The following is a 13,201-nucleotide window of genomic DNA, read 5'->3' as shown; positions in this document are numbered from 1 at the left end:
TCCCTTCCTATTAGTTAACGTAAAAAATCCTTTATAAGTTCCATCATAGCTGATTTTTTATGTAATGGAAAGTTAGAATACATGGAATTACGACGTTATTTACTAATTTTTTTTGGTGTTCGCAGATTAGGCTTACATACGTTCTCATTTTCAACGATAAATAGCTTTTTTATATAGAAAAAAGAGGAGATAGGCTCTCCTCTTTTATTTACTGCACATGCTTATTTTGTACAAGTTTAATGACACAATTCGCTAATGCATGCTTCTCATCTTCAGAGGCAACGCCCCATAAATCCGACAGCACTCGCTCTTGTTCGTTCTTAGGGTCGACATTTGTCGCCAAATACTCACCAATTTGGACAGCAGCCGTTTGAATCATTTTCTTTGGCATGCCGCTTGATTCAGCTTGCATAACGTTTTGCCCTAAAAACGATGTCCATTTTTGCCAGTTTTCTAAAATGGTCATATGTTCCTCCTCCTTTACATTTGTAGTATGTGCAGAAGAGAATATTATATGTACCAACCACCATTTAATCTTATGATTTGTCCTGTGACATAATCAGCTTTTCCAGACAAATAAAAACGAACCATTTCAGCTACATCCGTAGTTTGTCCGATGGTGCCTAAAGGAATATCCTCTAAAATATAGTCTAGCTCCACTTGACTTAAATGGCTGTTCATTGACGTATTGATAAAACCAGGAGCGATGGCATTTACACGAATTTGAGATAGTGCTGCCTCTTTCGCATAGGATTTAACAAAAGCATGCTGGGCACCTTTAACCGTAGCATAAAGTGCTTCACCCGCTGAGCCAGCCTCTCCCCAAATTGAACCAATAAATAGTACATAGCTTACATCATGTTGTCGCAGCTTTTTAGAAAGTAAAGCAGTCAAACGCATTGGATTTTGAACATGAACACGCCATAAGGCTTCCATATCCTCCACTGATGTATCTTCAAGCAATGAATAATGGGCTTGTCCATTAGCAAAGACAATGGCCTGCACATTAAAAATTTGTGCTGCGACCATTTCTGCTCCTTTTATGGTTGAAAAATCCCCCTGAACAAGCATAAACTCTTGTGCAGGGAAAGATGTAGTAAGCGAATCACATAAACTCTGTGCCGCATTCTTATTTTGTGAATAATGCACATAGATGGACCAACCGTCTTCAGCTAAGCTTTGACAAATAGCACGACCAATCTCACCTGATGCACCTAAAACAAGGGCAAATTTTTTCACTGTGCTCCCTGCTTGCTTGGTAAAATTTTAAAAACAGTTTGTTGAGATTCACCTTGAATAGAAGCAAATGCTTTTTTTAAATCCTCAACTGTTAATGTCTCTAGTACTGGTACAACATCAAATAAATTCATGTCATTAAAGGAATAGCGTGTAAATTGGTTTGCAATAAATTCAATTGAATTAAGCGCACGTAAGAAGAATCCAATTTTTTTACGTTTGATACGGTCCAAATCAGCACTTTCAAAGTGTGCATTTCCATCATACTTTGCTAGTTCTTCCTTAATGGCCTTTGATAACCCATCTGGCTCTGTTGAATCAGAACCAATCATGGCAAAGCCAAAACCATTTTCTAAAGTAAAATCAAATGCATAGGTTTCATCGATTAATCCTTCTTCATAGACACGTTCATAAAAACTTGATGTGCGTCCGAAAATAAGCTCAAGCGCAATTTGCACAGATAGCTCATGTTTTAACATTTCCTGACCTGATAAATTAGTTTCTTTTGCTTTCAAACCGACATATACTTTTGGCTTTTGAACATCCATATTTAATGTACGTTCTTTAATTGCAACCTCTGTGGGTTCTTTATCGAAGAAACGTTGAATCGGCGTAGGCTCCGGAAACTCTTTTTTACCTTGATTGTCACGAATAAAAGTCATCATTTGCTCTGGATCCACAGCGCCAATAACAAATAACAGCATATTAGATGGATGATAAAATGTGTTGTAACATGTATATAGATGCTCAGCTGTAATACCATCAATCGATTCAATTGTACCTGCAATATCTATTTTCACTGGATGATGATGATACATATTTTCAATCGTACCAAAGTATAAACGCCAATCGGGCTGATCATCATACATGGTAATTTCTTGCCCAATAATTCCTTTTTCTTTGTTGACAGTAGCTTCAGTGAAATATGGCTCTTGTACAAAATTTAATAAAGTTTCTGTACTTTTATAAATATTGTCAGTAGAAGAAAATAAATAAGCCGTACGTGTGAACGATGTAAAGGCATTAGCCGAAGCGCCGTACTCACTAAACTTTTGGAAAACATCCCCATCTTCTTTTTCAAACATTTTATGCTCTAAAAAGTGAGCAATGCCATCTGGCACAGTGATACTTTCCGTTTCACCAATGGGCACAAACGTACGATCAACAGAGCCGTATTTTGTTGTAAATGTAACAAATGTTTTGGAAAAGCCTTTTTTTGGCAAAATATAAACATCTAAGCCATTGTCTAGCTTTTCATAATAAAGTGTTTCATCTAATTGTTTAAATTCAATTGTTTTCATTGTGCCGCTTGCTCCTTTCCACATAAGAAATAAACTGCTTCAAGCTGCACTTGCTTTGCCATTGCAATAACATCTTCCTTTGTTACAGCTTTCCACTTATTTGCCCAAGTTTCAACAGAGAATTCCTCAGGTAAGTCTTTATATTGATCAAAAATTTCGATTTGTCCACGAGCAGAATCTAGCGACTCTTTAAGCTGATTCGTCAGCATAGCTTTTGTTTGCTCCAGCTCTAAATCAGTAATATCTCCAGCCTGCATGACAGCAAGTTGCTCTTTAATTAGCGTTAGAGCTTTTTCTTCATTTTTAGGCTCGATACCAGAGACAACAAAAACGAGACCGTAATGCGATGCGTATGAACTTGATGCATAATAAGCAAGGCTCTCTTTTTCACGAACATTCATAAACAGTTTAGCATGTGGATAGCCACCAAAAATGCCATTAAAAATTTGCATTTTAGCAAAGTCCGCATCACCAAATCTTACTGGCGTGCTAAAGCCAATATGGAGCTTACCTTGCTTCATTTCATGCTGTTCTCTAACATAATCATTGTCAGGGTGTTTTTGGGGAAGTACTGCCGGAACTTCTTCAGGTGTGCGATCTTTAAATGGTAGCGCCTTTTTTAATTTAGCTACGACTTCCTCTTCATTAATATCACCAGCAACATAAATATCAATTTTATCGTTAGCTAGCATGGATTGATACGCCTCATATAAGGAAGCCGGTGTAATTTTTTGAATTTCCTCTACACTACCATTTGCTGAAATCGATGCAGGCTCATTTGGTCTTAAAATTTGTTGTAAACGGAACTGAGCAAAGCGGGATTTATCGTCAAATATAGATTCAATACGCTGAATAACTGTTTTCTTTTCACGTTCAACAATTGATTCCTTAAAGGCAGCATTTTCTAAATTAGGCTCAAAAATAGCCGTGTGCAATAAACCAAGTACGTCGTTTAACACACTTGTATTCGCAAGATAATGGTCATTTACAGTCTCTACATTTAGTAGCACCGTATGCTCATTCCCTCGCTTCGATGTATCAAAATATAAAACAGTGCCGTACAAGTCATCTAAAAAGCTACGAAATGCAGCAGTTGTCTTATATTTAGCATTACTGTGCTGCAGTACATTGGTTAACACTGTACGTTCTGATGCACTTTTAGCCGTTAATGCTCTTCTCCATTTTATTGAAAAATTTACAGTTTTAAATTGGGTTGTTTGTCGGATATGCAAATTGACACCTTTTGCAAAAGGTATTGTTTTAAACATATAAAAACCCTCCTATCCTTCTTAATATAACGATGTACTACACATACTATACATGTCTATTGTCTATAATTGCAAAAGGAATCCAAAGTATGTATGGGAAAAATTAATAATTACACCAATTGCATATAAAAAAAGACTGAGCAACGATCGCTCAGTCTCTGATAATTCATTTTTCTTAGCGTTTACCTTTAATATAAGGTTGGCCACTTGCCTTTGGTGCATTTGCTTTACCAATAAAGCCTGCTAAAGCAAGGATTGTTAGGACATATGGTAAAATTTGCAGATAAACGGCTGGCACATTCTCGATAAATGGAATTTGGTTCCCTGCAATACTTAATGTTTGCGCTAAACCGAAGAATAATGCTGCACCTAGTGCACCCATTGGATGCCATTTCCCGAAAAGCATAGCGGCAATGGCCATGAAACCTTGACCAGCAATTGTTGCATGTGAGAAGTCATGTGTAATTGTTTGTGCATAAACTGCACCGCCAAGGCCACCTAGAGCCCCAGAAATCATTACGGCAATGTAACGCATTTTATTTACGTTAATCCCCATAGTATCTGCTGCCATTGGATGTTCACCAACAGCTCGTAAGCGCAATCCAAATGGCGTTTTATAAATGATAAACCATGCGCCAATTGCTACAACAAACGCTAAAATAGATGTGCTATAAACATCATGGAACAATAAACGACCAAAGAAAGGAATATCCTCTAAATAACGAATACCAAAACGACGTATTGGTTGGTCAATCATATCTGTTTGACCTTTATCATAAATCATTTTTACTAAGAAAACTGTCGCGGCTAAGCCTAGTAAGTTAATTGCTACCCCTGATACTGTTTGATCGGCACGGAAAGAAATAGAAGCAACGGCATGGAAAAGTGAGAACACTGCCCCGATCACAACAGCTGCTAGCATTGCTACCCAAACTGTTGCTCCTCCTAATGACGAAGCGAATTCTAAATTGACAAAAATACCAACAAATGCACCAACAATCATTAAGCCTTCTAGCCCGATGTTGACAACACCAGAGCGTTCAGAGAATACCCCACCGATGGCTGTAAAAATCAAAGGTGTTGCATAAAGAATCGCTGAAGGGATGATGAAATATAACATTTCTAAAAAGCTCATGTTATTGTCCCTCCTTTTTCTTGCTCAGCTTTTGTAAGCCTACTCGAATAATATAGCCTGATGCAACGAAGAAGATAATCAACGCAATGATAATAGATACGATTTCTTCTGGAATACCTGCAGCATTTGGCATATTTAGTGCACCATATTTCAATGAACCGAAAAGTGAAGCCCCAAACACTACCCCAAGTGGTGTATTCGCACCAAGTAGGGCAACGGCGATACCGTCAAAACCGATCCCTGTAAAGCCTGGTTTAATGGATGCGTTTTGGAATGTACCTAAAGCTTCCATCGCACCACCAAGACCTGCAAACATACCTGAAATCGTCATTGCTAGAATAATATTTTTATTGACGCTCATACCTGCATAATCAGCAGCATTTTTGTTAAAGCCTACTGCTTTTAGTTCATAGCCACGTGTAGTTTTTTCCAAGATGAACCACATCACAACTACCATTAAAAGTGCAACAATGATCCCATAGTGAAGACTTGAATTGTCTGTTAGCTCTCTTAAAAACGGAGAACGCAGTGAAGCGGATTCATGAATACGTTCTGTTTTAAAGCTGCCATCGGACAATTTTTTTATCGCTGCGTTGGCAATATAAAGCGCAGTATAGTTCAGCATAATTGTCGCAATAACTTCATGAACTTTAAATTTCGCTTTTAAGAAACCTGCAATAAAGGCCCAAAATGCACCAGCTGCAGCTGCAGCAAGCAATGCCAATGGTAAATGAATGACTTTAGGTAGTTCAAATGCATAACCTACCCAAGCAGCTGCCAGCCAACCTAAAATAAGCTGACCTTCAACCCCAATATTGAACAACCCTGTGCGGAAAGCAAACGCTACTGCAAGACCTGCCAAAATATATGGTGTGATTTGTCGAATTGTGTTCCCAATCGAATATGAATCTCCAAAAATACCTGTCCAAAGAGCGATATAACCTTCAACTGGGTCATAGCCACTGACTACCATGACGATAGCCCCTACAATTAAACCGATAATGATAGAGATGATAGGAACGAGTAAATTAATGACACGATTTGACATTAGTCGTTCCCCTCCTTCGCATCATGCTTATTATTTTTTTTACTTTGTCCAGCCATTAGTAAGCCTAGCTCTTGCTCTGTAGTTTCTTTAGGATTTAACTCATCCACAATTTGTCCATCATAAATTACGGCAATACGATCCGAAACATTCATAACCTCATCTAATTCAAATGAGATTAATAGAACCGCTTTTCCTTTATCACGTTGCTCAATAAGACGAGAGTGAATGAATTCAATAGCCCCAACGTCGAGTCCACGCGTTGGTAGAGCGGCAATTAATAAATCTGGATTACGGTCAATTTCACGACCAATAATAGCTTTTTGTTGGTTACCACCAGATAAAGCACGAGCTGGTGTCATTTCACCATTACCAGTACGTACATCATACTCTTTAATGATTTGGCGAGCTTTCTCAGACACTTTTTTATAGTCCATAACAAAGCCCTTCGCTATTGGAGATTGGTAATATGTTTGTAGAGCAATATTATGACCAATAGGGAAATCTAACACTAAGCCATGCTTATGACGGTCTTGTGGGATATGTCCAACACCTTCCTCTGTAATTTTACGAGGCTTCATGTTGGTAATTTCTTTGCCATTTAACTTAACTGTCCCACTTTTGATTTTACGAAGACCCGTAATGGCCTCAATTAATTCAGATTGACCGTTACCATCAATACCAGCAATACCGACGATTTCACCTTTGCGAACATTTAAGTTTAAACCTTTGACTTTGTCGATGTTTCGGTAATCCGTTACAACCAAGTTGTTAATCGACAGTACTTCATCTGTTGGGTTGGCATCAATTTTTTCTGTTTTAAATTCAACTTGACGCCCAACCATCATTTCAGCCAATTGATCAGGATTTGTGGCAGCGGTTACAACAGTACCAATGCCTTCACCTTTACGGATAATTGTCACACGATCCGAAACTTCCATAATTTCTTTAAGCTTATGGGTAATTAAAATAATCGATTTACCTTCTGCAATAAGTCGACGCATAATTTGAATTAACTCAGTAATTTCCTGTGGTGTTAATGAAGCAGTTGGCTCATCGAAAATTAAAATTTCAGCACCACGATACAAAGTTTTTAAAATTTCAACACGTTGTTGCATACCAACTGTAATGTCTTCGATTTTGGCATATGGATCAACATCCAATCCATATTTTTCAGAAAGTGCTTGTACTTTCTTAGCCGCATCTTTTATGTTAACAATCCCCATTTTAGTAGGCTCAGTGCCTAAAATGATGTTTTCTGTTACCGTAAAATTTTCCACTAACATAAAGTGCTGATGCACCATACCAATTCCTAAATCATTGGCAATATTCGGGTTTGTAATTTTTACAGCCTTCCCACGAACGCGAATTTCGCCACCCTCTGGTTGATACAAACCAAAAAGGACGTTCATCAAAGTCGATTTACCTGCACCATTTTCTCCTAGCAATGCATGGATTTCGCCTTGTTTCAGTTGGAGGGTGATGTTATTATTCGCCACGAAATTACCGAACTCTTTACGGATTCCTAGCATTTCAATCACATATTCCAAAATTGTCACTCCCTTAATAGGCACTATTATTAAGTCTTTTCGCCTTAGCGTATAGTATCTGCTGCTACATGATTGATGGTACAGATAAGCCATACGTCCAGTATTTAGATTTCTACCAGAGGCTATATTTAATTTCACCCATAGAGGTAGATGTTTTGCTAAATTAATACAGGAAAGGTCATCGTTAGAAACCTTTCTTCTATTAACTTAAAACCTAAACTAGTAAATTATCATTTCTACCTCTAAAGGTTCATATAAATCTTGTTAAATAGAGTATTGCAAATAATCTAAATATAACGATAGATTGAAAAATCATCATAAGGTCCTTCTAAAAAGTCCCTTATGATGATCAAAAGATGAATTATTTTTCCACTTTTTCTGGAACTTTGATTTCACCCTTAGCAATTTTCTCTTTATATTCATCAATTACTTTTTGTACATCTTCTGAAATTGCACCACGAGAATCTGCAAGTTTAACGCCATCTTCAGCTAAACCGTAAACAAGTGTTTCTCCACCTGGGAAATCACCATTTTTTGCTCTGTTTGAAATATCTACTACTGCTGTATTAACACCTTTTAGCATAGAAGTTAATGTTACGTTTGTTTTATCGTCTACTTTACCTTCTTCGTATTGGTCAGCATCTACCCCGATTACCCATACATCAGCATTAGGATCTTTAGCTTTACGCTCTTTTGCTTCAGAGAATACACCGTTACCAGTTGCACCAGCAGCGTGGAAGATTACATCAACACCTGAAGAGTACATGCTGTTCGCTGTAATTTTACCAAGATCTGCTTTATCAAATGCACCAGTGTATTTTACTTGAATGTCGATATCAGGGTTTACTGCTTTAGCCCCTTCAACGAAACCAGCGTGGAAACGGTTAATAACTGGAATATCAACGCCACCTACGAAGCCGATTTTACCTGTTTTAGACGTTTTTGCTGCAGCAACACCTGCTAAGAAAGCACCTTCTTGCTCTTTGAATAAAACGTTAACTACATTGTCAGCTTTTACTTCTGCATCGATTAATGCAAAGTGGTTATCTGGATTTTCAGAAGCAACTGCATCAATTGCATCAGCCATCATGAAGCCGATACCATATACTAAGTTAAAGTCACGGCGAATTAAGTTGTTTAAGTTAGTTTCATAGTCAGCGTCTGATGCTGATTGTAGGTAGTCAAAACCACCATCGCCTTTTTTAAGACCATGTTCTTTTCCGTAAGCTTGAACACCTTCCCATGCAGATTGGTTGAATGATTTGTCATCAACGCCACCTACGTCAGTAACCATTGCTACTGAGAAAGCTTCTTCAGTTTTGTCACCGCCTGAAGCATTGTCATTGTCTTTTGCAGGTTTTTCGTCGTCTTTCGCACCACAAGCACCTAAAATAGCACTTGCCGCTAATACTGATGTTAATACTAAACCAAATTTACGTTTTTTCATTTAATTAACCCCCCAAAGGTATTGTAATTAGCAGGAAAAAATTTAGAAATGTTCTACACCCGTTTACGAACTACATGGAAGCTGAATTTATCAGCTCGGAAATAATTTTTTGAATAGAGCACTACTTGATCATGCTCATCGTAATGCAACTGCTTTAACACTAAAAGAGCTGTTTCACGTCCACAATTTAAGATCGGTGAGGCTTGTTCATGATATCCTACTGGATCAATATATGTAACAGCGTAGGCTACATGAATTTTGCCAGATTGCTCAAGAGCAGAGAACAGTGAAACTTCTTTTTTTTCGACAAAGTCAGTAGGCAGGAAGCTTGCAGGTAGCCTGTCTATGCAGTATACTACTGGTTCGCCATCCGCTGTTCTGACACGTTCAATCGTGAGTATTTTATCTTCGCCATCACATTGGAAGCGTTTTAAATCTTCCTCAGAAGGTACGTGCTCAGTCGCTTTTAAAAACCGCGAACCTGGCTCCATACCCGCTGCCTCGATCATAGAAGAAATGCTCGATAAATGCTCGATGCCTGATGTAAACAACGGCTTAGGATTGACAAAAGTCCCAACCCCATGTCGGCGCACAATCACATTTTCCTCTTCCAACAGTCGAAGTGCTTCTCTAAGTGTTGCTCGACTGACTCCTAGTGATTTCGATAATTCAAATTCTGACGGAAGCTTTTCATTTTCTTTAAAAATACCAGCCTCAATGTCAGATTTTAAACGATCGATTACTTGAAGATAGAGATGACGATGATCTGCTTTAATAGTCACATATATCACCACCAAAATCAGAGATCAGACATCTGATGTACAACATTCCTACTAATCGTTCATAAATATAACATTTTTGCAGAATGAAATAAACAGTTTTAAAGAAAATCTGTTATAGAATTCATTCTTTCTTCATTTTTATTGCAAATATTTGGACAAAAATACAGTGAAACACAGTTATTTTTGTCCAATTTTTTGGTTAGTTATCGTACTGGTGAACAAGTACTTGACGCGGTTTACTTCCCTCTGGAGGCCCTACAATCCCGCGTTGTTCCATTTGATCGACAATACGTGCTGCCCTTGAATAGCCAATTCGGAAGCGACGTTGAAGCATAGATACTGATGCTGTTTGCATGCTGACAACTAATTGGACAGCTTCATCATATAATTCATCTGTTTCCTCTAAAATGGTTTCTTCTTCAGTAGGAATCATCTCCTCCTGATACTGTGCCTTTTGCTGTTCTATAACAAAATTCACAACAGCTTCAACCTCTTGATCTGATAAAAAAGCACCCTGCACCCTTTTTGGTTTCGAAGCCCCGGCAGGTAAAAATAGCATATCACCACGACCAAGTAGGCGTTCAGCCCCACCCATGTCTAAAATGGTTCTTGAATCAATTGCTGAAGAAACTGCAAATGCAATTCTTGAAGGTATATTTGCCTTTATGACGCCTGTTAAGACATCTACACTCGGTCTTTGTGTTGCTATTATTAAATGAATCCCTGCAGCGCGTGCCATTTGCGCTAAACGTGTAATTGAATCCTCTACATCACTTGATGCAACCATCATCAAATCCGCTAACTCATCCACAATGACAACGATATACGGTAGCTTTGGATGCTTTTCTTCTGTTTGCTCATTAACCTTTTGTACATGAGCATTATAGCCCTCAATATTTCGTGTACCTGTATGAGAAAACAAGTCATAACGGCGTTCCATTTCAGATACCACTTTTTTTAGTGCTTGCGAGGCTTTTCGTGCATCTGTCACGACAGGCGCCAATAAATGAGGAATACCATTATAAACATTTAACTCCACCATTTTTGGGTCAATCATCATGAGCTTCACTTCATGTGGTTTTGTACGCATTAGTATGGATACAACTATGCCATTTATGCAGACACTTTTCCCGCTACCTGTTGAACCAGCTACAAGTAAATGTGGCATTTTATTGAGCTCTGCTAGAACCGCTTGTCCTGTAATATCACGACCAAATGCTACTTGTAACAATGCATCAGGCTTAGCACCATCCTTAGATTCTAATACCTCACGAAGTGTCACAATGGCTACCTCACTATTTGGCACTTCAATACCAATCGCTGATTTCCCAGGGATAGGAGCTTCCATACGAATATCTTTAGCGGCAAGTGCTAGCGCAAGATCATCTTGCAGATTGACAATTTTGCTTACTTTCACACCTATATCTGGTAAAATTTCATATTTCGTGACAGCTGGTCCCAAATGGACTTGTGTCACCTTTGCTTTTACACCAAAGCTTTGTAATGTTTGTTCTAGCTTTTTAGCATTAGCTTGAATCACCGAATATTCACCGCTTTGGTCATGCTGAGGTGGTAATTGTAATAGATTATAGGATGGGAGCTGATAATCTGCATTTTCTACAGTATCAGTGCCTTGAATATGGACATCATCCGTTGATTCTTCTAGTTCATTTTCCACCATCGTTGGCGTATCAAATACAGCTCTTTCCTGTGAGACATTTTGCGTAAAAGCAGAGATAATCGGCTCATGAGGTATTTCCTCCTCTTGTTCTGGCACATCTGTCATTTGATTAACTGCTGCTACCTCATCTCCACTTTCTACTCTAGAGCGACGATTGCTAGGCTTTTTCGGTGTATTTTTTTTCTTATCACGGTGTTTCTTTTTCCATTTGCCAAATAGACCTGGCATTTTTTCAGCTAAATAAGGTACCAATGCCTTACCTGTGACTAAAATTAACCCTATAAAGAAAATAACCCAAGCAACGACTTTTGCCCCTGATGCTTCAAATAACACGTGGAGGCCGCTAAATAATAGGGCACCAATCATCCCACCGCCTAGAGCATTGCTACGATGAATAATACCTTCTGTATTGATCAATATGCGCCACGATTCACGAAGAACAGAATCAGATAATAGACCACCTGATTTCGATAATTGCTCAAATAATATGCCATGGCTAAAAATGGTTAAGCTCATAATAATGAGTACCATGCCCAGTATTAATCGATCCTTCAAACCGATTTTTTTACGACCAATCATCATTAACAACGCAACAAATATAAGCATAAATGGAACAGCAAAATGTAAATTACCTAAAAGAAACATGGCGATTGTTTGTAAAATCCGCCCAATCATACCGAATTCAAAAATCATAATGACTGCTAAGGCAATTAAAAGCAGTCCTAAAATTTCATACATAAGCGGATGCATGTCTTTTTTTTCAGTTGTCGCTTTACTTTTAGTTCCTTTCTTTCTTTTACTAACTGCCATCTATTTTCACCTTCTTTTGCAATCCATTTTATATATGTAGCGAATCATCACAAGTAGAACTTGACTATTTCAAAAAAAGGATTTTCCACCGCAATTGGGAGAAAATCCTTTTTCTTTTACTTTTTCCTCAAAGCATTGACGATAAGCTTGTTCAATTAGTACTCCATAATAATTGGAATAATCATTGGGCGACGTTTTGTTTTTTGGAATAAATACGTATTTAGTGTATCTCGAATTTCTTGTTTAATATTCGTCCATTCAAATGTATCTTTACCAACATATTTTTCAATGACGTTTTTCGCAATGTCAGATGCCTCAATCATTAATTCCTCTGATTCTCGTACATATACAAAGCCTCGCGATAAAATCTCTGGGCCAGAGGCAATTTTCTTTTGTGCGCGGTTTAATGTCACAACCACAATGAAAATACCATCTTGTGATAATAATTTACGATCACGAAGAACAATATTCCCTACATCGCCTACACCAATACCGTCAATTAAGACGTTACCAGCTTGTACACGACCACTCATGCGCATTTTATTATTTTTATACTCTACAATATCCCCTTTATCAGCGATAAAAATTTGTGATTTTTGCATACCAAGCTGTTGCGCTAACTTCGAGTGAGCAATTAGCATGCGGTACTCGCCTTGTACAGGGACAAAATACTTTGGCTGCATCAAATTCAGCATAAGCTTTAAATCTTCCTGACTACCATGTCCTGATACATGAACATTTTTGCTAGAAGTCAAAATTTCAGCGCCTGCTTTGGACATAGAGTTCATCGTATTAGCCATTTGTACTTCCATGCCAGGAGAAGGTGTAAATGTGATTAGCACTGTATCCCCTTGCTTAATTTTAATATCACGATGGTGCTTTCGTACGATTTTCTCTAATGCATCTAGAGGCTCTCCTCTATTACCTGTTGCAATAATGATAATTT

Annotated in this window: 11 protein-coding genes; all 11 read right to left on the bottom strand. The window is 38.1% G+C overall.

Annotated features, from left to right (window positions below):
• Positions 1-208: 208 nt before the first annotated feature.
• Complete coding sequence (locus RT445_RS08620) at positions 209-466, bottom strand: DUF3243 domain-containing protein (RefSeq protein WP_004224939.1); 258 nt, start codon at positions 464-466, stop codon at positions 209-211.
• A gap of 44 nt (positions 467-510) precedes the next feature.
• Positions 511-1,239 carry an elongation factor P 5-aminopentanone reductase gene (gene ymfI, locus RT445_RS08615; RefSeq protein ID WP_274796039.1) on the bottom strand — a complete coding sequence of 243 codons (729 nt, stop codon included), beginning with the start codon at positions 1,237-1,239 and terminating at the stop codon, positions 511-513.
• On the bottom strand, positions 1,236-2,537 hold the full coding sequence (gene yfmH, locus RT445_RS08610; protein WP_274796038.1) for an EF-P 5-aminopentanol modification-associated protein YfmH: 1,302 nt from the start codon (positions 2,535-2,537) through the stop codon (positions 1,236-1,238). The genes ymfI and yfmH overlap by 4 nt, the downstream gene beginning before the upstream one ends.
• On the bottom strand, positions 2,534-3,805 hold the full coding sequence (gene yfmF, locus RT445_RS08605; RefSeq protein ID WP_312505234.1) for an EF-P 5-aminopentanol modification-associated protein YfmF: 1,272 nt from the start codon (positions 3,803-3,805) through the stop codon (positions 2,534-2,536). Before yfmF ends, yfmH begins: the two co-directional genes overlap by 4 nt.
• Before the next feature lie 175 nt (positions 3,806-3,980).
• Complete coding sequence (locus tag RT445_RS08600) at positions 3,981-4,940, bottom strand: ABC transporter permease (RefSeq protein ID WP_313470423.1); 960 nt, start codon at positions 4,938-4,940, stop codon at positions 3,981-3,983.
• A 1-nt stretch (position 4,941) separates the two neighbouring features.
• Entirely contained in the window at positions 4,942-5,988 is a 1,047-nt protein-coding gene (locus tag RT445_RS08595; RefSeq protein WP_274796035.1) for an ABC transporter permease, read from the bottom strand.
• Positions 5,988-7,535: an ABC transporter ATP-binding protein gene (locus tag RT445_RS08590; protein WP_274796034.1), complete on the bottom strand. Its 1,548-nt coding sequence runs from the start codon at positions 7,533-7,535 to the stop codon at positions 5,988-5,990. Before RT445_RS08590 ends, RT445_RS08595 begins: the two co-directional genes overlap by 1 nt.
• A 361-nt stretch (positions 7,536-7,896) precedes the next feature.
• Positions 7,897-8,982: a BMP family lipoprotein gene (locus tag RT445_RS08585; RefSeq protein WP_274796033.1), complete on the bottom strand. Its 1,086-nt coding sequence runs from the start codon at positions 8,980-8,982 to the stop codon at positions 7,897-7,899.
• Positions 8,983-9,035: 53 nt separating this feature from the next.
• Positions 9,036-9,764 (bottom strand): GntR family transcriptional regulator, encoded by a 729-nt coding sequence (locus tag RT445_RS08580; protein ID WP_274796032.1) that lies wholly within the window; start codon positions 9,762-9,764, stop codon positions 9,036-9,038.
• 199 nt (positions 9,765-9,963) lie between these two features.
• The gene (locus RT445_RS08575) at positions 9,964-12,255 is read right to left on the bottom strand and encodes an FtsK/SpoIIIE family DNA translocase (protein WP_312505227.1); all 2,292 of its coding nucleotides are present in this window, start codon (positions 12,253-12,255) and stop codon (positions 9,964-9,966) included.
• A 155-nt stretch (positions 12,256-12,410) separates the two neighbouring features.
• Positions 12,411-13,201, bottom strand: a 791-nt coding sequence (locus RT445_RS08570; RefSeq protein ID WP_313470421.1) for a ribonuclease J, incomplete at its 5' end; no start/stop codon positions are given.

Origin of the sequence: Lysinibacillus sp. (genome assembly GCF_032093475.1) — a bacterium.
Taxonomy (GTDB): Bacteria; Bacillota; Bacilli; order Bacillales_A; family Planococcaceae; genus Lysinibacillus; species Lysinibacillus irui.
The sequence above is the reverse complement of the archived record's forward strand: the minus strand, read 5'-3'. Positions and strand labels throughout refer to the sequence as shown.